The 22758-nt window shown below is 50.0% G+C and carries 14 protein-coding genes; all 14 read left to right on the top strand.

Annotated features, from left to right (window positions below; genetic code table 11):
- The first annotated feature begins 7 nt into the window (after positions 1-7).
- The 14 genes from PM3016_RS18215 to PM3016_RS18150 all read left to right on the top strand — a co-directional run bounded on the left by PM3016_RS18215 (position 8) and on the right by PM3016_RS18150 (position 22494).
- A complete protein-coding gene (locus tag PM3016_RS18215) occupies positions 8-877 on the top strand; it encodes a carbohydrate ABC transporter permease (protein WP_014370440.1) in 870 nt (289 codons plus the stop codon).
- A gap of 15 nt (positions 878-892) precedes the next feature.
- On the top strand, positions 893-2359 hold the full coding sequence (locus tag PM3016_RS18210) for an NHL repeat-containing protein (protein ID WP_014370439.1): 1467 nt from the start codon (positions 893-895) through the stop codon (positions 2357-2359).
- The gene (locus PM3016_RS18205) at positions 2340-2975 is read left to right on the top strand and encodes a Yip1 family protein (protein WP_014370438.1); all 636 of its coding nucleotides are present in this window, start codon (positions 2340-2342) and stop codon (positions 2973-2975) included. The genes PM3016_RS18210 and PM3016_RS18205 overlap by 20 nt, the downstream gene beginning before the upstream one ends.
- Positions 2976-2995: 20 nt before the next feature.
- Entirely contained in the window at positions 2996-5557 is a 2562-nt protein-coding gene (locus tag PM3016_RS18200; protein ID WP_014370437.1) for a DUF5696 domain-containing protein, read from the top strand.
- Positions 5554-6465 carry a carbohydrate ABC transporter permease gene (locus PM3016_RS18195; RefSeq protein WP_014370436.1) on the top strand — a complete coding sequence of 304 codons (912 nt, stop codon included), beginning with the start codon at positions 5554-5556 and terminating at the stop codon, positions 6463-6465. Before PM3016_RS18200 ends, PM3016_RS18195 begins: the two co-directional genes overlap by 4 nt.
- Before the next feature lie 13 nt (positions 6466-6478).
- Entirely contained in the window at positions 6479-7423 is a 945-nt protein-coding gene (locus tag PM3016_RS18190; protein ID WP_013917918.1) for a carbohydrate ABC transporter permease, read from the top strand.
- Between the two features lie 235 nt (positions 7424-7658).
- On the top strand, positions 7659-10859 hold the full coding sequence (locus tag PM3016_RS18185; protein WP_014370435.1) for a cellulose-binding protein II: 3201 nt from the start codon (positions 7659-7661) through the stop codon (positions 10857-10859).
- Between the two features lie 222 nt (positions 10860-11081).
- Complete coding sequence (locus PM3016_RS18180) at positions 11082-12947, top strand: polysaccharide deacetylase family protein (RefSeq protein ID WP_014370434.1); 1866 nt, start codon at positions 11082-11084, stop codon at positions 12945-12947.
- Positions 12948-13459: 512 nt separating this feature from the next.
- Positions 13460-15268, top strand: a complete 1809-nt coding sequence (locus PM3016_RS18175; protein ID WP_013917915.1) for a sensor histidine kinase — start codon at positions 13460-13462, stop codon at positions 15266-15268.
- On the top strand, positions 15261-16838 hold the full coding sequence (locus PM3016_RS18170; protein WP_014370433.1) for a response regulator transcription factor: 1578 nt from the start codon (positions 15261-15263) through the stop codon (positions 16836-16838). The genes PM3016_RS18175 and PM3016_RS18170 overlap by 8 nt, the downstream gene beginning before the upstream one ends.
- Positions 16839-16877: 39 nt before the next feature.
- Entirely contained in the window at positions 16878-18566 is a 1689-nt protein-coding gene (locus PM3016_RS18165; RefSeq protein WP_014370432.1) for an ABC transporter substrate-binding protein, read from the top strand.
- Between the two features lie 287 nt (positions 18567-18853).
- Complete coding sequence (locus tag PM3016_RS18160; RefSeq protein ID WP_013917912.1) at positions 18854-19813, top strand: ABC transporter permease; 960 nt, start codon at positions 18854-18856, stop codon at positions 19811-19813.
- Positions 19814-19826: 13 nt separating this feature from the next.
- Entirely contained in the window at positions 19827-20720 is an 894-nt protein-coding gene (locus PM3016_RS18155) for a carbohydrate ABC transporter permease (protein ID WP_014370431.1), read from the top strand.
- Positions 20721-20790: 70 nt separating this feature from the next.
- A complete protein-coding gene (locus PM3016_RS18150) occupies positions 20791-22494 on the top strand; it encodes an ABC transporter substrate-binding protein (protein WP_014370430.1) in 1704 nt (567 codons plus the stop codon).
- Positions 22495-22758 lie beyond the last annotated feature (264 nt).

Here is a 22758-nt window from a genome sequence, read left to right as displayed (position 1 = left end):
CTTGGTCATGAGGATGCTAGCGGTATTCAGGACCCCCAGGCGGTTGAACCGGTCCTTTGCCGTCAGTTTTTTACTGTTCGCGCTTCTTGCCATTTTCGGCGCGTTTATGGCGCTTCCGCTTATCTATGCGGTCAGCAACGCATTCAAGCCACTTGACGAACTGTTTATTTTCCCACCGCGGTTTCTGGTCAACAATCCGACGCTGGACAACTTCTTCGACCTGTTCGCCCTGATGGGAAACTCATGGGTGCCGCTGTCCCGCTATTTCGCCAACACCCTGTTTATCACGATCGCCGGGACGGCTGGCCATATTCTGCTGGCGTCTGCAGCGGCCTATCCGCTTGCAAAATACCGATTTTGGGGATCGGGGACTCTTTTCTCTATCGTCATTTTGTCTTTGATGTTCTCTGGACATGTTACCGCGATTCCGAACTATATGGTGATGTCCTGGCTCGGATGGATCAACACACATGCCTCGATCATCGTACCGTCGCTTGCTTTCCCTCTCGGACTGTTCCTCATGAAGCAATTCATGGAACAGATCCCGGACGCACTGCTGGAAGCTGCCAAGATTGACGGAGCGAACGAATACCGGATTTATTGGAGCATCGTCATGCCGAACGTGAAGCCCGCATGGTTGACGCTTATGATTTTACAGTTCCCCGCATTATGGGGGAGCGACGGAGGAAATTTCATTTATAGCGAGAACCTGAAGACGCTCCATTACGCGCTTGGCCAAATCTCGGCAGGAGGCATCGCCCGCGCAGGCGTCGGTGCGGCGGTTGCCCTTCTCTTGATGATCGTTCCGATTGCGCTCTTTATCATCACGCAGAGCAGCGTCATGCAGACGATGGCGACCTCCGGAATGAAAGAGTAGAAGGGATGAGAAGCGATGTTGAGCAGTCTATATAAAGCACGGACATTTGTCTTCACGACGCTCATTTGCTTGCTAAGCATTGGGGCGGGAAGCGCGGTCGTCAATGCCGAAGAAACTCCCGCATCCTATAATTATTCCTACTGGGGAGCCGCTGTCGCCTCGCCGGCCGCCTATCGGGCAACGGCACTCCTGAATGGCGACAGTCTGGGTGTCGGACCATTCAAGGAACCGAACGATATACACGTTACGGCAGATAAGCAAATTTATGTGCTGGACTCCGGCAATAATCGAATCGTGGTGATGGATGCGAGCTTCAAACCGGTACGAATCATCGAATCTTTCGATAGAAACGGGAAGCCCGATAAGTTTATGAGCCCGCAGGGCCTGTTTGTAACCGAAAACAAGCAACTATACGTTGCTGATACGGGCAATAAACGAATTGTTCATCTCGATTCGAATGGTAAGCTTGTGAAGGTGATCGAGAACCCTCAATCCGAGCTATTTCAAGAGAAGTTCCAGTTCCAACCCGCTCGAGTTGTTGTCGATAAGGCCCAGCGGATTTATGTCATGGCCGTCGGCGTATTTGACGGATTAATGGAATTTAATGCTAGCGGCGAATTTTCGACGTTCATCGGCGCGAACCGCGTTAGGGTCGACCCGGCCGAGTTGTTATGGAAACGGCTGTCGACCCGCGCCCAGCGGAGTCGGATGGTCATGTTTACGCCTACGGAATTCACGAACCTGGATATGAACGATGAAGGATTTATTTATGCGACAAACGGCGACAGTTTTGGCGATACGATCAAAAAATTAAATGCCCAGGGGAACGATATTTTGAGGCGAACGGGGTATTTCAGCCCGCGCGGCGACATCGCTGCCATGTCTCAGATGGACGCTTCGAGACTGATTGACATCGATGTCGCGGACAGCGAAATCTATTCGGTGCTTGATTCCAGGCGCGGACGGATATTCACATACAACGGCGATGGACATTTCATGTATGTATTCGGCGGTCTGGGCAACCGGCTGGGCGAATTCAACACGCCGTCAGCCATTGAGCGTGTAGGAGATCATTTTCTCGTTCTGGATAAGGGGCTCGGGGAAATTACTTTATTCGAGACAACGGAATACGGGCGGACCCTAAACGAAGCCGTTCGAAGCTACTACAGGGGCGATGAAGAGGCTGCTTTCTCCTTATTCCAGAAGTCGATCAACATGAACGCCAACCTGGAATTCGCCTATGCCGGGATCGGCAAAGCGCTGCTTAGGCAAGGGAAGTACGCAGAGGCGATGAAATATTTTAAGCAAAGCAAGGATCAGCCGAACTATTCGAAGGCATTCCTGCTTTATCGCAAGGAAGTGCTGCGCGAATACTTCCCTGCGGTCATGACCTGCATCGTCTTGATTGCGCTCGGCACAATCGCGTTCAGGAAGCTCCGGCAATGGAAAGGGGGAAGGAAACGTGCCGCAATTGAACAATGAACTGCTTAAACACCCATTTTATCTGATTCTACACCCTTTTAACGGCTATTGGGATTTGAAGTATGAATGGAACAAAAAAACGAATCTGATCGTTTCCTACTCGATCTTGTTCCTCTTGGCCGTTACCAATATCATGAGCAGCCAGTATAGCGGATTCCTCGTCAATATCTACAATCCCGCTGACATGAACAGCTTGATGGAGGTTCTTTATGTACTGCTTCCGGTGTTGTTCTGGTGCGTGGCCAATTGGTCGCTCACGACCTTGATGGACGGAGAAGGGAAATTTGTCGAAATTTTCACGTCGACCTGCTTTGCCTTCATTCCAATGGTTATCATCCCCTTTCCATGGATTTGGTTAAGCAACGTTATCTCGATCCAAGAGACGGGCTTCTATTATTTTTCGCACAACCTCGCCGTCATTTGGTCATTGTATCTGTTGTTCGTCGGGAATATGACGGTTCATCAATTTACGCCGTCAAAAACCATAGGTACCCTTCTGTTATCGGTTGTCGCCATGGGGTTTCTGGCGTTCCTGTGCTTGCTTTTCTTCAGCCTGATTCAGCAGATCTCATCATTTGTATCAACGATTTACCAGGAAATTGACCTGAGAAGCTAAGGAAGGAGGCATGCGCAGCCATGAGTTTGAAAAAATATGCCTTGCTGACTTCGTTGTTCCTGTTCGGAATAATGACTGCAGGGTGTGCGGGCGCAGGTTCTGATAAACAAACGGAAGCAGATCGCCCTGTTGCAGCGGAATTTGTTAAGGGAACGGCTTTGCCCGTTTCCTTCACGGATCCTCGAGTCGCGGATATGAAAGGTGTTGCAGCAAACAATCGTCTGCAATTATTCGCAGACGACCAGTCAGGGGTTATTGCCGTTCTTGATAAAAATAGCGGAGAAGTATGGTATAGCAACCCTCCGAAGCGGGAATCCGATAAACTGGCGACAGGAATTAACAAGGATTTATTATCCGCTCAATTGAAAATTGATTTCCATAACGCGTTCGGCCAGCTTAGCTCGGTCAACTCCTATACAGATAGCGTCATTCATAAGCAAGTCAGATTCGAAAGCATTCCTAACGGCATTCGAGTGACTTACCAATTCGGGACGGACGAGAAAACGGCTGACGATATCCCAATCAAGCTGACTAAAGCGCGCTTAGAGGAACTTAAGGGGAAAGTGGATAAAACGGGACAGCGCGCGTTGACGATTGCCTATAAAGAGGACACTGACCCTTCGGTGTATGTGCGAAATGACTCTCTGGCCGGAATTCAACTGAAACGTACTCTCCAGGCATTTGAAGATGCCGGTTATACAGATGAAGATTTCCGGAAGGATCTCGAGGCGCTTCAGCTGGAGCAAACCAAACCCGAACCGCGTATATTCCGGGCCTCGATCGAGTATACCCTGGATGGCGATAGTCTCGTGGTCAAAGTGCCGGCTTCCGGCATTCACTTCTCAGACGAATATCCGATCAACACGATATCGATACTTAGTTACTTCGGCGCAGAAGGAGAGGAGACAGAAGGTTCCTTATTTGTACCGGATGGTTCCGGGGCGCTCATACATTTCAACAATGGTAAAATCAATTATTCGTCATACAAACAACGTATCTATGGATCTGATCTCACGATGGAGAGTGTCAATGACGGTGTATGGGAAGAAAAAGCCAGATTGCCGGTATTCGGAATGATTCGCAGGGAGGGAGCCTTTCTCGGCATTATTGAAGAAGGAGATTCCGTTGCAAGCGTTAATGCGGATGTAAGCGGCAAATTGAATGGTTATAACTATGTTTATCCAAGCTTTTATGTGATCAATAAGGACCAGGTCACCCTGGACGCGAACGGACAGGAGCGTTCCTCGCCCAGGTACCAAGAGAATCCGACAAAATCGGACTTTACGATCCGTTACGCTTTCCTGGGCGGGGATGAAGCTACTTATTCCGGAATGGCGCAGTACTATCAGCAGTATTTGATCAAAACGCATGGACTTCCCGAACCGAAGTCGGCAAGCGAATCAACAAATTCCGGAGGGGATGCGCCGTTTTATTTGCAGCTGATCGGAAATATTTCCAAAAATAAACATATGGCTGGAATACCCTACAAGGCGCTCGAACCTCTGACAACCTTTAAACAGGCAGAGAACATCGTAAATCAGGTGCAGAAGCGCAATATCCGCAATATTAAGCTTCAGTATTCGGGTTGGTTTAATAAAGGACTTGATCATCAGGTTCCGGATCATGTTTCGGTCGATAGAGCTGTAGGAGGGAGCAAAGCGCTTCAGGAATTTATCTCTTTCGCCCGGGACAAGGACCTTTCCTTTTTCCCAGACGTCTACATTGCGGAGGCGCGTACAAGCGACGGCTTCGATGTAACCAAGAAAGCTTCCAGAACATTAAAGGGAGATCCTGCAGCGATCTATCCGATTGAACCGGTCTTGAACCAGCGCGATAACACCAAAGCTCCGTCCTATGTTGTATCGCCTCGCTACTTGATGAAGATTGTGGATTCCATGTTGAACGAACTGGACGGCTATCGTCTTGAAGGGATTTCGCTGCGGGATCTGGGCAACCGGTTGAATATCGACTATCGGGCAAACCATCAGATCGACCGAACGGAGTCCGAATCGATATCGAACCAGGCGCTGACCAGGATTCGCGAACGGAATCTCAAGATTATGGCGAATGGCGGCAACGCCTATGCGTTTCCCTACGTTACGGATATTACGAATGCGCCGATGACGAACAGCGGGTTCAAGATTGAAGACGAAGCAATTCCGTTCTATCAAATGGTTGTTCGCGGATATATCGACTATACGGGAATGCCTTATAATCTATCGACCTTCAACGACATGAACCAGTATATATTGAAGTGCCTGGAGTATGGTTCCGGCATTTACTTCAAATGGATTCATGAACCGAATGATAGCGTAAAGGATTCGGACTACGACGACCTGTACGCCGTCAATTACGAGCAATGGTTGGACCAGGCTGCACAAATCTATGGGAATGTGAATGAAGTCTTGGGCAAAGTGCACAACCAGAAGATGATTTCGCACGAGAAGTTAAGCGACGGCGTCTTCAAAACCGTTTATGAGAATGGAATCTATGTCATTGTGAACTACAATCAATCAAGGGTACAAGCGGATGGCATAAACGTCGAAGCCGGAGGTTATGTAATGGGTGGTGTACAAAAATGAAATCCATATGTAAACCTCGCCTGTCGAAAAGGGATTACGCTCAAAAAAAGGCACTATGGGGTTTTATTTATGTTTTGCCGTGGCTGATTGGGTTTTTAATCTTTTTCTTTGTCCCTTTGCTGAGTTCGTTGCGATTCAGCTTCAGTTCGATCACGGCCAATTCGGACGGGATAACGGTTAAATACATCGGACTCCAAAACTATGTGGAAGCCTTAACGATAAACACCAGCTTTAACCGCGTGTTGACCGAATCGATCGTGAATATCGTGGTCAACATTCCGCTTATCGTCATTTTCAGTCTATTCCTGGCGGTGTTACTGAACCAGAAATTTATCGGAAGATCCGTGGCTCGGGCGATCTTCTTCCTTCCCGTTATTCTGGCATCCGGCGTTATTATGAATCTGGAGAGCACAAGCCTGGTGCAAGCGATAAACGATGCGAGTTCAGGGGCAAAGGTAGTTCGTTCGTTACAGAGCTTTGAATTGGAGAAGCTGATGCTGCAAGCCGGGGTAAGCGAATGGATTGTCAATTACCTCACAGGTTCCGTTGACCGTATTTATCAGATTGTCAGCCAATCGGGAGTTCAGATTCTGATCTTCCTCGCGGGCATCCAGACCATCTCGCCGCAGCTGTACGAAGCCTCCAAGATGGAAGCGGCAACCGGCTATGAGGCCTTCTGGAAGATTACGTTTCCGATGGTCAGTCCGCTTATTCTGGTCAATGTGATTTATACCATTGTAGATTCGGTCTCCACCAACGAAATAACGGACTTGATTCTGGACACCGGTTTTTCCGCTTTTAATTTCGGTCTTAGCTCGGCGATGGCAACGATCTACTTTCTGGCCGTTACGCTAATCTTGCTGGTAAGCACCTATCTGATATCAAGGAAAGTTTTTTATTATGATTAGGGGGGATGTACGAGTGCGCAATTCCCGATTGTTATCGATAGAATCCTGGAAAAGGTGGATTTGGTCATTCGCCCGTCTTGTATTGATTGTGGGACTTTCGTTTTTGATCTTATATCCGATCTTGCAAAAAATCTCGACATCGATTAAAGATAAAGAGGATCTGTATTCGCCGATCGTGGTGTGGGTTCCCATACATTTTACTTGGGATAACTTCAAGCAAGCTATCGCGATTATGGATTACTGGGAGACCTTGGCCAATACCTTTGCACTGTCGATCTCTACTACAATCCTAACCGCGATAACTTGCGCATTGGCAGGTTACGGATTTGCCAGGCTGAAATTCAAAGGTAGCAATCTGCTGTTTGCCGGCGTCATTCTGACCATATTGGTTCCGCCATCGACGATCCTCATTCCCGTTTATCTCAATCTGAAGGATTTTACGCTCATGGGGCTGATTCCGCTGCTTACGGGCAAATCCGCCAATCTGCTGAATACCTACTGGCCGTTCATATTGACATCCTTGACGGCCAATTCGCTGAAGGCCGGACTTTATATTTTTATATTCAGACAGTTCTTCCGGGGAATCCCCAAAGAGGTCGAGGAAGCCGCCTATATCGATGGAGCAGGGATCGGGACGACGTTTTCCCGAATCATGCTCCCGAACGCGCTCCCCGCGATGATCACCGTGCTGCTCTTTTCGTTCGTGTGGCAATGGAATGATAGCTTCTTTACGACAACGTATTTGGCTTCAGGTAAGGTTATGTCCGTGCAGTTGGCTGCGCTGCCCTATAATCTATCCGGAATTACGGACGGGGTTTCATCCCAGTCGGACCCTTTTTATTTGAGTATGGTGCAGGATACAGGCATCCTGTTGGCGATCCTCCCGCTTATCCTCATGTACTTCTGCGTGCAGCGATACTTCGTTGAAGGAATTGAGCGTACAGGTATTGTCGGTTAAGGCCAAACGCAACCCCCGATTAATGACCGGCTAATGACGCACGGTATTGATCGGGGGTTGCTTTCTTATGGGCAGTGCGACATGATGGCGATGGACATACTAATATGCATAATTTTTAATATGATTTTTAGTTGTTTTTTCTGGGTATTCATCGAATATCGTTTTCAATATGATTAGTATCAACGCTAATGACAACGTTTACAATATCATAGTCAGAAGGAGAACAATAAAGGACATGAAAAAAAAGAATAAGTGGCTGGCTGTGCTGACGGCCGCCGCGTTGACGGCAAGCACGGGCTCTTCGTTGACAACGATTCCCGGCAAGGCATTCGCAGCGGAATCGATCGGAAGCGAAGCTGTACAGTCGGACATCGTGCCAGTGAAAACGCAAGCCTATGATTGGGGCAGGGTGAAGATCGTCGGGGGCGGACTCATTACGGGCATCATTTATAGCCCGACGGAGAAAGATCTCATCTATGCCCGTACGGACATGGGGGGCGCCTATCGCTGGGACCCGGCGACCAAGACGTGGATTCAGCTGCTGGAGTGGCTGAACATGGAAGACTGGAACCTGTCGGGCGTGGAGAGTCTGGCTTCCGACCCTGTCGATCCGAACCGCGTCTACATTGCGGCCGGCACCTACTCGAACGATTGGGTGCAATCGAACGGTTACATTCTTCGTTCGAAGGACCGGGGGCAAACGTGGGAGAAGACGGAAATGCCGTGCAAATTCGGCGGCAACATGCCCGGCCGGACCATGGGCGAACGACTGGCTGTCGACCCCAACGATAACCGGATCCTCTATTTGGGAGCCCGCAACGGCAACGGGTTGTGGAAGAGCGAGGACTATGGAGCGACATGGCATAAGGTGAGCAGCTTCACTGCAGTCGGCGACGTCGAGGATGGTTACGGCGGCAAAGTCGGCCCTGTATGGATCACCTTCGATCCTTCAACGGGCTCCGCAGGCCATGCGACGCAGACGATTTATGTCGGCTTGGCGGACAGGCAGACGAGCATTTACAAGTCGGTCGACGGCGGGGCTACCTGGGAACCGGTGGCGGGCCAGCCGAAGCAGGGATTCCTGCCCCACCACGCAACGCTGGGTTCCAACGGTATGCTGTACGTAACGTACAACTCGGAGATCGGACCGTTCACCGCCGGCAGCGGTTCGGTATGGAAGCTGGATACGAAGACGGGCGAGTGGTCGGACATCAGTCCGGGCGGAGCCGGCGACACCAGCAATCCGTACGGCGGTCTTGCCGTCGACGCTCAGCATCCCGATACGCTGATGGTTACGACGTTGAACAAATGGTGGCCGGATAACCAGATTTACCGCAGTACGGACGGCGGACAAACATGGAAACCATTTTGGGAGTTCACCTCGTATCCGAAGCGCGACAACCGGTACACGATCGATTATTCGATCTCGCCATGGCTCGATTGGGGCATTCAGCGCGATCCGGAGACCGATCCGGTAACCTCGCCAACGCTTGGCTGGGGGATCGGCGACCTGGAGATCGATCCGTTCAACTCCGACCGGATCATGTACGGTACCGGGGCGACGCTGTTCGGCTCCGAGAACGTGACCAATCTCGACAAAGGCGAGAAAATCGGGATCTCCGTCATGGCGGACGGGATCGAAGAGACCGCGATTCTCGGCTTGATTAGCCCTTCATCCGGGGCGCCGTTGATTAGCGCGATGGGCGATATTGGAGGGTTCCGTCACGAAGACCTGAATACGGCGCCGCGCATGATCAGGAATCCTTATATCGGAACCAGCACCGATCTGGACTACGCGGAGACGAATTCGAATTTGATCGTGCGGGTCGGCCATGCATCGAACCAAGACGCGCGGATGGGCATATCGACGGACAACGGCGTCACCTGGACGCCGGCGACCAATGCCTGGCAGGCGGAGAATGGCGACAACACGAGCGGAGGATGGGTCGCGGTCGGCGCGAACGGCCATACGATCGTATGGGCTCCGCATCCGGATGGTAGCGCTGTCCGGCCGGTGAGCTTCTCTACCGACCTTGGCAAGACGTGGACGGCCTCGAAAGGCATCCCGCAAGGCGCGAGCGTCTCTTCGGACCGCGTCAATCCGGACAAATTCTACGGTTTCCTTGACGGGAAGTTCTATGTCAGCACGGATGGCGGCGCCAACTTCACGGCTTCGGCGGCTTCCGGACTGCCGAATAATCTGAATGGCAAATTCAAGGCTGCTCCTACGGCCGAAGGCGATATTTGGCTTGCCAGCGAGGAAGGACTATTCCGTTCGACGGATTCAGGAGCGAGTTTCGGGAAGATAGGCGGCGTCGACGAGGCGGTATCCGTCGGTTTCGGCAAAGAAGCGCCAGGCCAAACGTATAAAACGATCTATGCCGGGATGAGAGTGAACGGCGGCAAGTTCGGGTTCTACCGATCGGAGGATGAAGGGGCGAGCTGGATCCGTATTAACGACGAACAGCATCAATTCGCGAATGCAAGAGGAACGATTACGGGCGATGGGCAAGTGTACGGCCGGGTCTATATCGGAACGAACGGTATGGGCATCGTGCGCGGCGATATGAAACAGGATGCGGCGGTGCGGGGGTTCCATGTGAACGATTTGACGGTTGAGGCCGGCAAATCGGCTGCACTGGCTCCGGTATTCGACGGCGGCGCATCCAGCCGTCCGGTCGTCTGGTCATCGAGCGACGCATCCGTTGCGAGCATCTCGGGAGACCAGATAACCGGACTGAAGCCGGGGACGGCAGCGATCGCCGCTGTTAGCGCTGACGGCCAATATGCCGCCACGGCGGTGGTCACCGTCATGCCGGCAATTACGCAGAGCAACGGCAAGATCCATGCCGAGCCGACCGTGAACGCCGTGGGAACGGCATCCGTATCCTTAGGCGGGGACATCGTGCGGAACGCGATTGAGCAGACGCGGGACAAGAAGGTGACCGCCGAGGTGAAGCCGCTGGCAGACGTCAAAGCCGTGATAGTCGAAATGCCGGCCCAGTCGCTTTCCTATGCGGACGACCGCGGTGTCAAAACGATCGCGGTCGACAACGGACTTGCCGTAGTCTCGATTGATCCGAAGCTGGTACGCGGAACCCGTCCGTCGCCAACGGCCAGCGTTGCGGTTCAAGTCGGCATCGTGGATGCAAGCACGCTACCAGGCGACGTGCGGAACAAGCTGGGCGACAGCAGGGTGCTCGACTTCAGCTTGACAGTTGCCGGGAAGCCGGTGACGAAATTCGACGGCAACGACGTCCGCGTGGCGATCGGCTATACGCTTAAGGACGGAGAGAAACCGAACCGGGTTACGCTCTATTATTTGAACGATAACGGAAAACTGGAAATCATAAAAAATGCGAAGTACAATCCGAAAACAGGCCATGTCGAGTTCAAAGCGAAGCAGCTCGGCAAGTACGCAGTCAAGTATAACTAAGTCATCCTTTTAGACGATGGGGCTGTCCCAAAGTAGAATTCACCTACCTTGGACAGCAGTCAATCAACACTGACGCCGCGTCCTCTCGATAAGGTCACTCGGGCCGAAACCGCCGTCTTGATTAATCGCATCGTCGTGTGAAGAGTGAATTCCATTCTCGCTAGTATGACTGGACATAAGTTCAATACGTATACTACAGCACAACGAAAGGAATGACATCGAATGAAAAGAATTTTTTCACTATTCATAGCTCTCTTCATTCTTATATCTCCATTACCGATTGTGTCTCAGACTGCATCGGCGGCACCATCAGCCCCCTATGTTGTGAATTACAGTAGTAGTAATAATCTATCTGCAAGTAATGATTCCACCGTTGTACCTGGAAGCACCGGTGTTGCCTCCCAGAGATTTGTTGTTTCAGGGAGCGGCTGGAACGGGGCGTTTTACACGGATTGGGGCACACATGATGTATCTGCTTACAATACGTTAGATTTTTGGGTTAAAGGAGGAGCTGGCGGCGAAGCTCTTTCCATGAATATTAGCGATGGGACGAATAGTTATACCGCAAACATACAAACGCCTTCCGATGCATCCTGGAAGCACGTCTCCATTGATTTCTCTGCTATGACCGGGGTTGATTTTACTAAGTGGAAATCAATTACATTTACCTGTAATACGAGTACTGTTAATACGACGTTCTATATGAATAACGTTCAGTTCTCCTACCTAGATCCGTACACTGGACCACAAATAACAGTCGTGCCCTGGAATGGAGCACAATCAGCAGTATCTCTTACCTTTGATGATGGTGTTGATTCGCAGCTTGATTATGCGGTCCCGGCTTTAAATGCAAAAGGCATGAAGGCTACGTTTTTTATAACGGAAACGGCAATAACGGGTAGCCGAAAAGAGGATTGGAAAAAACTCCCCTTGGCTGGTCATGAAATTGGAAACCATTCCAAACATCACTATGAACCAAGTGCCAATCCAACCCAACCCTATCAAAGGACTTATGACGATACTTTAGGCTATGATGAAACTGTCGCAGCTCAAACAGAGATTGCACAAGCGATGGGCACACCAGTTGTAACTTATGCCTATCCTTACACGAATAATGATCCCTATCTCGTCAAATACCTGAAAGATACGCACCTTTCAGCAAGAGGGGGTTGGGGTAACGGAACTTACTATATGAACCCATCAGACACCCCCGATTGGATGAATATCTCTTCCCGGTTTACATGGGAAGAGGGAAGCTTCAATACGGACTACAAGAGTTGGGTAGATAATGCAATAAGCCAAGGTGCCTGGACAGTAATTACGGCACATGATGTTGGTGGTACTGCTACTTCCTTGCCGCTGGATCAGATGAATGCATTGATTAACTATTTGGATACCAAACGATCCAGCATCTGGATCGCTCCCTACGGGACGGTAAGCGGCTACTGGAGAGCGCAGAAAACAATCGAAAACCTTACACCAAATGCGACTTTAACCGGAACGAGTTATAATTGGAACGTTCCAGCCTATTTCCCCAATAATATCAATCTAAAGGTGAAGCTAAAGAACGGGGATGGTTATCAGGTCGTACAAAATGGTCAGGTCATTCAACCTGATGCAGGCGGTAATTATACGATCTCCTTTGGTGCCAAGTCACTTGAATTGAAGCGTAAGCCATATGCTGTAAATTACAGCAATTCGAATAACCTAACAGCAAGTACGGACGCTACGGTTGTACCCGGAAATACCGGTGTCGCTTCACAGAAGTTTGTCTATGCAGGAAGCGGCTGGAACGGGGCTTTTTATACGAATGATTGGGCCTCACATGACGTATCTGCTTACAATACGTTAGACTTTTGGGTGAAAGCGGGAGCTGGAGGCGTCACGCTTTCCATGTATGTTAGCGATGGGACGAATGGTTATTCCGTAAACATACAAACGCCTTCCGATGCTTCATGGAAACATGTTTCTATTCCTTTAGCCACTATGACTGGGGTCAATTTCACGAAATGGAAAACAATTACGGTTACCAGTGTTACCAATCCAGCTACGTTCTACATGAATAACGTCCAGTTCTCTCGCACGTAGATCCAGGAACCAGTTGACTTTAACCGGAAATGCGAATGTTCTCAATCGTTATTACGCCCGGTTTTATTGAAGGTAAAGTAGGTAAACTCAAATCCCCCTCCAAATGTATCGTTTGGAGGGTCTTTTCTTGCATCTGGTGCTGGGAACCGAATGAATGTCAGCCTTACAGATCCTGACGAATTTGTTGAATGTAGAAACCTAACAATTGGTAGCGGATTATGGTGAAAATAGTGTATATTAAATCTACTACAACCAGCGTACGAGACGTCCTCGACAGTCTAAAACAACAGATTCAGAGCTTGGAACAGCGGCCAAGCGCTCTCCTTGAGGGCTGTTCCAAACTCTGAAATCCGCTTAAAGGCGGAAGGGATAAGAAGCTATTATTTACGCTCTTACCCGTCCAGAAGAGCGAAACGCGGCTTTGTGTTGTAAGCGCCACCAAGCCAAGCTCTATCGTTGATAACGGAGCCATCCGCTCACGACTTACTCCTGCATCCGAAAGGAGACCTAGAATGGGAAGCATGATCCTAGCCGCCCTTAGGAAGACGAACAATATCCGGTTAAAGAACAAGATGGTCATTTCCATCGTCGCAGTGGTGTTCATCCCTGTTCTTCTCGTGGGCCTTATCTTGACCGCTTCCTACCGCCAGAACGTACTAGACCAAGCTACACAGCAAACCATGAACAACGTGGATAAGATTAAGAAGCACATAACGGATATTCTTCGCATGCCGATTGAAATATCGAACAAATTGCAAGTGGACGATCGGTTATCCAATTTGGTCAATGCCCGCTATGAGACCACCTTCGACTTGGTTACGGCCTATTGGGATTTTCGCTATTTCCGGGACTCCGTGCAGTTATACAAGGAAATTGATAACGTCCGCTTCTATACAGACCCTCCGCTGCCGATTAGCAACTGGGATTTTCTAAGCGCAGATGCGTTTGTCAAGAACTCGAACTGGTATCGGGAGGCGCTGGACAAATCCAGTTCGTTCATCGGTTGGCATTACATCAAGGACGAGACGAAAGAAAATCGCGCTTATCTCAGCCTCGTTCGGAGGATCGATTTTCCGCTGTACCGTTCCCATGGAGTACTGGTCATCAATTTGGACCAGGATGAACTCAATGGGATTCTAAGCCAGGAACCGTTCGATACGATGATTATTGATGAGAAGGGCTCCATTGTCGCTGCCAAACAACCGCAATGGGTCGGACGGAATATCGAAAGCATGGATTTCGCCAAGGATCTGAGCGATCGGCGCGCTGGCGTCTACGATTTTAATTACGAGGGGAAGCCTTCGAAGATTGTGGTGGAAGAGGTGGTTCCGCCATTTAGCCGGAACGGGCTCAAAGTCATTTCGGTCTTTACGATCGACAGTATCGTGAGCGACGCAAACCGGGTCAGCAGGTTGGGGTTCACCATCATTGCGGCCAGCTTGTCCATCGCGATTGTGCTCATTTATTTCACCTCGTCTTTCTTGTCCCGCAGACTGCTTCTGCTTAATAAGGTGTTGAACAAGGTCGCCATGGGCAATTTGAACGTCAAGTCCGATGTGGACGGAAATGATGAAATTGGCACGTTATCCAGGCAGTTCAACCATATGCTAGCCAGCATCCGGAGCCTGATGGAAGAAGTGAGCGAGTCCCACAGGCAGAAAAACCTGCTGGAGCTGCGGCAGCGCGACATCAAGCTGAAGATGATGGCCAGTCAAATGAACCCGCACTTTCTGTTCAATGCGCTGGAATCCATTCGAATGAAAGCTTTTGCGAAAGGGGATGCGGAGATCTCCAATGTCGTGCATCTCTTGGGGAAACTGATGAGGCGCAGCATTGAAATCGGTGACCGCAAAATCACGCTCCGGGAAGAGCTTGATATTGCGCGCTGCTATTTGGAGCTTCAGCAATTCCGGTTCGACGACGAACGATTGACCTACGAGCTCCATCTGGATCATTCGGCCATGAGCGTGGAGATTCCGCCGCTCATCGTTCAGCCTCTAGTGGAAAATGCGGTGGTGCATGGGCTGGAGGATGTAGAAGAAGGGGGAATTGTCATCATCGGTACGCGTGTGGAGTCGGACCGAGTCGTGATTACGGTAGAGGACAACGGGTGCGGCATACCGGAAGGGAAATGGCGGGAAATCGAGCATTCCTTTCAGGATATGGAAGATGCCGATGAGCATCGGATAGGTCTTCGCAACGTGCATCAGCGCCTGATTCTAACCTACGGAGAAGGGTTCGGGCTAAAGCTGGACTGCCCGCCCGGATCCGGTACGCGCCTATCATTTTCCATACCGCTGGGAGGAAAGTTGCATGTATAAAGTGCTAGTGGTTGACGACGAGCCGGCCATCCGGAAGGGACTCCTGAAGATCGTCGATTGGGAATCGCTTGGCTTCTGCGTGGTGGGAGACGTCTCAAACGGAATAAAAGCGGTTGCCCTCCATCAGGAGCTTTCTCCTGATCTGATCGTCATTGATATCCGGATGCCGCGCATGGATGGTCTTCAAGCGATCCGAGAAATTCGCAAGACGGATGGGGAATGCCAATTTCTGATCCTGAGCGGATACGCTGATTTTGCCTACGCCAAGCAAGCCATGGAGATGGGGGTGAGCGGCTATGTGCTCAAGCCGATCGATGAACTGGAACTAAAGGGAGAGCTGCTGCGCATCCGATCCAAACTGGACCAGCGGTCGGGTCACGCCAAATTGTCCGAATTCCATGTCGACGCGCTAAGGGAGGAACTGATCCTCAAGTTGATCGCGGCTGACCCGGCAGACGCTCCGGCACTGGAAAGCGAGCTGCTGCCCTTAACCAATTTTGTAGGTAAATCCAAGCAGATTCTGTTGGTTGAGGCGGAGGACATCTCTCAGGCAGGACTTGAGCGTCTGGAGTCGGTTAAGACGAAATGGCTGGAAGCCGCGGAGGAGGAGGATCTCGGGTACGGGTTTCAGACCGGCCCGTATATCGGATTCCTTCTGAAGGGGGATCTGAACCGACACGGCGTCAAAAGCGAATGGATCCGGCTTCTGCAGGACGCCGGCGGTCTTCAGGTAGGCTTTACTGCTGCAGCGGGACGGATTGTCTATAAACTTGCGGATATCCGTCAATCGTATGAAGGCGCCTTAGGCGTGTTGAGAAACCGCTTCCTGCTTGCCGAAGGGCAGATCCACTTGGTGACGGAACCCGTCTTGAGCCATACGGCGACGGAGCCGAACAGGCATGCTCCCCCGGATCTCGAGGCGCTCGCAACCAAGCTGTTCTACATGCTGGATCTCGGCAGAGGCGAGGGTGTGGCGGAGACGCTGGAGGAAGCGGGAAGAGCGCTTGCGGCTTATGATTCTTCCGAGTCCGCGATCAAGTCCGGCCTGGTGCAAGTGTTGTCAATTGCGCTGAGCAATCTGGCAGCTCTCCATCAGAACGTCAATATCCAGGACTATGCGCCGCTACTGGCCGCGCTTTATCAACACACCCATTACGATAAGGCGCTCTGCGCCGCTACGGACCCAGCTCGTCGAACTGGCGGGAAGGCTGGGGGGGAACGCAGCCTGCCTGTGGTCAAGCAAGTGATGGATTTTATCCAGCGTCATTATCATGAGAATTTAAAGTTGGAGACGATGGCGGAAATATTCAATTACCACAAGGGGTATTTGGGGAAAATGTTCAAGCAGCATACGGGCGACTCCTTCCACACCTACTTGGATAAGGTCCGTATTCAGCAAGCGATCCGGCTCCTCCGGGAAGGACACAAGGTCTACGAGGTCTCGGAGCGTGTCGGATATCCCAACGTGGATTATTTCCACAGCAAATTCAAGAAATATGTCGGGGCTCCCCCTTCTTCAATCAAAGGAGCTCCTCCCAAGGCCAAGGCATTTTCACTGGAAACCACATAGTTGTGTATAGCATGGGGGAGAAAGGGAGGCAAGCATTTCATGAAAGCCAGCAAAACAAAAGCGGCAAGCTTGTTCATGATCGGAACCCTTCTTGTAGCCGCCGGCTGCAGCGACAGATTGGATTTCGATCGCTCCAACAGCTTTGACGTACCGTCGAAGAAAGATCTCACGCCAGTGACGATCACTTTCGCATCGGGCGACAACAACCCGCTGTGGGATGACATGCAAAGCGAGGTCGGCAAGCTCATTACAGAAAAAACCGGCATTTCGATCAAAGCGCAATTCCCGGGCAATGACACGGATACGGATATGTTCGCGCGGATGGTGGCAAGCAACGAATATCCGGACATGGTTTCGGCCAAAGTCAGCGTGGGCAAGCTGAAGGACGCTGGCGCATTGATCGATTTGACGCCGCTCATTGATGCGCACGCGCCGAACATCAAGAAGCTCTATGGCGAATACATGAAACGGTTGCGCTGGAGCAATGACGACCATGGCATTTATGTCCTGCCGACAGCACCGGTCAACCAAACCTACTTCAAGGCAGGAAGCGGCTTCGAGCTGCAGCACGCCGTGCTGAAGGAGCTTGGCTATCCGCAGATCAAGACGGTGAAGGATTTCGAGCATGCGCTCAAAACCTATTATAACAAACACAAGACCACGGCCGACGGTCAACCGATCATTCCTTTGTCCCTGAACGGAGGGGAATGGCAATTTTTGATCAGCGTCACCAACCCGGCTGTCGCAGCGACTGGCGCGTCGGATGATGGTGAATTTTATATCGATCAGGATACGTATGAGGCAAAATTGCATTACCTGCGCCCGGAAGAGAAGGAATACTTCCGATGGCTGAATCATATGCACGACATCGGCTTGCTGGACCCCGAGAGCTTCGTTCAGAAGGTTGGCCAGTACAGGGCGAAGATTGCAAGCGGCCGCGTTCTGGGACTCATCGATGCGGATTGGGACTTCGCCGGTGAAGTAGCGGCATTGAAGAAGGAAGGCAAGATTGATCAAACCTACGCCCACTTCCCGGTTACCCTTAATGAATCCTTCAAGCGACATGACTTCCAGAGCACCGGCTACTTGGCGGGGATCGGCATCTCGATCACGAAGAGTGCCAAAGACCCGGTTCGCATCATCCAATTTCTAGATTATCTGGCGTCCGACGAAGGGCAAGTACTAGTCAACTGGGGAATCGAAGGCAAGCATTACAAGGTGGAAAACGGGACACGCGTCATTCCGGAAGACATTTCGAAGATGAAATTTAATGACAACTGGAACTTTAGGAAAACGACCGGCGTAGATATGTATCGATTCGGACCGAGCTACGGAGATGGCGTGAAGGACCCAACGGGCAATTATTACACGCCTGTCTTCCCGGAACAAATCCAGAAGGAATACACGCAAGAAGACAGGGAGACATTGGCTGCGTACAAGGTCAAAAGTTACAAGGATCTGTGGCCGTCCGAGAAAGAATTCACGGTCAAACCGTGGGGATCGGCATGGACCATCAACATGGAGACCGGCTCTGAAGCGAATATCATCTTTCAACAGTGCGAAGCCATTGTGAAGAAGCGCATCACCCAAGCCATTCTGTCAAAGCCGGAACAATTCGACGCCATATGGGATGACTTCATGAAGGAGCTGGAGAAAGCAGGCGTCGAGAAGCTAAACGAAGCGTATACTAAGCTGGTGAAGGACCGCGTGAAACTTTGGAATGAATAAATTTTTTCATATCATGCTATTGTGGAAACCTCCAACCGAGATGGGTTGGGGGTATTTTTCTATGGATTGTATAGTACGGATACCCGGAGTGCCTAGTGAGGGCAGGACTGTCGAATCCGAATTCTAGTGCGGTTATGAAAGCGTTTGAAAGCATTTCTTTTGATATGATTTTAGGTCTACTCTAAAGGGTGCAAGGGAGTGGTCTCTACCGTTTATGATAAGTACAAATAAGAGAGGGTAAGCTATCACATGTAAAGAGGAAGCTTACGAAGCTAGGAGGAGCAAAGATGAAATCGCTAACAGCAGCTACCCCGGAAGCAGGATCGACGCTCAAAAGGAACCGGTTCTGGATCAAAGCATTCCAGCAGCGTTACTTGTACATGATGTCACTCCCATTCGTAGTTTGGATTTTTGTTTTCAGTTATGTACCTATATGGGGCTGGCTGACCGCATTTCAAAATTACAAGCCGAAAGATTCCATTCTCGATCAGGAATGGGTCGGGTTTGATAATTTCATTGAATTATTCCAAGATGAACGATTTTATCTTGTTTTGCGAAATACGCTGGCCATGAGTACGATGGGACTCCTTGTAGGCTTCACGGTTCCGGTTATATTCGCCTTATTGTTAAATGAGATGAAAGGTCAGTTTTTCAAACGGTCGGTTCAAACGATTTCGTATTTGCCTCACTTTGTTTCATGGGTTGTCGTAGCCGGACTCGTCTATAAGATGCTTTCGACAGACGGCGGAGCGGTGAACCAATTGCTCATGTGGCTTAACATTATCGACCAGCCTATTCAGTTTATGGCTAAAGGCAATTTGTTCTGGGGAATTGTAACCGCTTCAGATTTATGGAAGGAAGTGGGCTGGAACTCGATTATTTTCCTGGCCGCGATGGCAGGCATCGATCCCGAGCTTTACGAAGCGTCAACGGTTGACGGCGCAGGCAGATTCCGCAAGATGTGGCATATTACGCTGCCTGGCATTCGTACCACCTTCATGGTCCTTTTCATCTTGTCGATTGGACACTTAATCAGTATTGGATTCGAGAAGCAATTCTTGCTTGGCAACCCTCTGGTATCTGATTATTCCGAGGTATCCGATCTGTATGCGCTCAAGTACGGAATTCAAATGAGCCGATATTCGTACGGTACGGCAATCGGTATCGTTAATTCCATAGTCAGCATCCTGCTCGTGTTTATCGCGAACGGAATATACAAGAGAGTTACCAAAGAAACCGTCATATAGGAGGCGCGACTTTATGCAAGGCGTTGTTCAAAAAAATATTGGCGATAAAATATTTGACCTATTCATCTATGTATTCATGACGGTGGTAGCCATTGTAACCTTATATCCATTTTTAAACGTACTCGCGATTTCATTTAACGATTCGGTGGATACCGTACGAGGCGGTCTGACGATTTACCCGCGAGAATTTACCTTGAAAAACTATGAAACGATTTTCGGTTTTGAGGGCTTGGTTACCGGCTTTAAAAACTCCGTCATCCGTACGGTTGTCGGTACGGCAATCGGGGTTGTGGCAGCTTCCATGATGGCTTACACGTTAAGCCGTCCTGATTTTCAGGCCAGAAGATGGATGTCGGTTATGTTCGCGCTCACGATGTATTTCTCAGGCGGACTCATTCCGGGCTTCCTTTTGATGAAACACTTAGGCTTGATCGGTACCTTTTCCGTTTACATCATTCCTGCACTGCTCAGCGTGTGGAACGTGTTCGTTATCCGCTCGTATATCGACGGACTTCCGTATGCGCTTCAAGAATCGGCGAAAATTGACGGCGCGAGTGATTGGACGATATTTTGGAGAATTATTTTTCCGCTTTGTCAACCCGTATTGGCGACAGTCGCATTGTTCATTGCGGTCGGACACTGGAATTCCTGGTTTGATACGTACTTGTTCAATAACAGGAGTCCGGAAAATACGACGTTGCAGTTCGAGCTGATGAAGGTGCTGTTATCTACGCAGACGGGCAGCGATTACCGCGACCCGAACGCACAGCAAGCGATGGCGGCGGTTTCGCCCGAATCCATTAAGATGGCGATTACGATCGTCGTTACCGTACCCATCTTGCTCGTATATCCATTCCTTCAAAAGTATTTTGTCAAAGGAATGACACTTGGCGCAGTAAAAAGCTAATTTTTGGTAGTAGCAGGTTGCTGTTATATACATGCAAAACTTGCTCATGAAAAAGGGAGGCTTTAACAAAATGAAAAGAAAGATGCACATGGCTCTTAGCTTGATGTTGGCACTCGTATTCGTTTTCGTCACGGCATGCCGCAATTCGAATCAAGAAGGCGGTAATAACACGGCGACGCCAGAAACAACAAATGCAACAAATGAGCGGGCAGCTGAGCCAATTACGATTCGCTTGGCAACCGGTAACAACCCGAACTGGGATGACATGCAATCCGATGTCGGCAAATTTATTAAAGAAAAAACAGGCATTACACTTAAACCAGAATTCCCCGTCGGTGGTACCGACACGGACATGTTTGCGCTTATGGTAGCAAACGATGAGTATCCGGATCTGGTTATGCCATCTGGCAGCGCAGGCAAATTGGTTGATGCAGGCGCTTTGATCGACCTTCGTCCATTGATCGAAGAGCATGGTCCTAACCTTAAAAAAGTTTACGGCGAATACTTTAACCGTCTTCGTTGGAGCGCGGATGATGACGCGATTTATATCCTTCCATCACTAGCCGCCGTAGGTCATAAGTACTTTGATGCGGGTGGCGGATTCCAATTGCAGCACCAAGTGCTTGAAGCAGCCGGCTACCCGAAAATCAAAACCGTTAAGGATTACGAAGCCGCAATTAAAGCCTACATGGAGAAACACCCGAAAACGGCAGACGGCCAACCGACAATCGGGTTGTCTCTTAACGGCGGGGAATGGCAAATTCTGATTTCCGTAACAAACCCTGCATTCTACGCAACCGGAGCACCGGACGACGGTGAGATGTTCATTAATCAAGATACGTATAAAGCTATGATGCACTACCAACGCCCTGAAGAAAGAGAATACTTCCGTTGGCTGAACCATATGAACGATATCGGTTTGCTAGACCCGGAGAGCTTCATTCAAAAATACGATCAATACAAAGCAAAAATCGCTTCCGGCCGCGTTCTGGGTCTTATCGACCAGCAATGGGATTACGGCCAAGCTGAGAACGCTTTGAAAGCGGAAGGCAAATTTGCTTCGACATACGCTCGTTTCCCTGTCACATTGAACGAAACGTACCAGGATCATTCCTTCCAAGGTACGGGTTACCTTGCTGGCTGGGGCACTGGTATTACGAAAGATGCTAATGATCCGGTTCGTTTGATCAAATTCCTGGACTACCTTGCTTCCGATGAAGGCCAAGTGCTCATAAACTGGGGTATTGAAGGCAAGCATTACAATGTGGTTGACGGCAAACGCGTCATCCCTGCCGATGTGCAAGAGCAAAAATCAAACGATAACAATGCCTTTACGAAAACAACGGGTATCGGCAACTACAACCTATCCGCCCGTTACGGCGACGGCGTGAAGGATCCGTCCGGAAACTACTACACGACGACATTCCCCGAGCAGATCCAAAAAGCTTACTCGGATGAAGACAAAAAGACGCTGGCGGCTTACGGCGCAACGACTTACAAGGATCTGTGGCCTTCTGAAGACGCGTTCCCCGAACGCAAATACGGCGCGGCATGGACGCTTCAGTTCGACACGGGCTCCCAGGCGAACGTTATTTTCCAGAAAACGCAAGATATTATGAAGAAACGCATACCGGAAGCGATTATGGCGAAGCCGGAAGATTTCGATAAGATCTATGATCAATTCCTGAAGGACCTGGAAGACGCAGGAGTTGCCAAGCTGAATGAAGAGTTTACCAAGATGGTGAAAGCCCGCGTTGAGCTTTGGTCGAAATAATAAGCTCCCATTGAAGTGTGGGGCATATGCTTTTATGAGTAAGGATTGCCTTTGACTGGTTACTGGTCTTGGGCAATCCTTTTTTTGCTGGCATGATGCCCTTGGCTATCTGCTATTACGTAGGTAGCGGGCGGCTTTACTGGGGTCATCGTTGCCATGTACGCCGTCTACGAAACGGGGTAAGGTTCGCCGGCAATGTCTATATTATGCTAGTAAAAAGACCAAAAAATCGAGGTTTGCATGTCATTTTTGAACTAAAATGCT

The sequence above is a fragment of the Paenibacillus mucilaginosus 3016 genome (assembly GCF_000250655.1).
Lineage (GTDB): Bacteria > Bacillota > Bacilli > Paenibacillales > NBRC-103111 > Paenibacillus_G > Paenibacillus_G mucilaginosus.
Note: the sequence above shows the minus strand (reverse complement) of the source record. Positions and strands in the feature narration are given on the sequence as shown.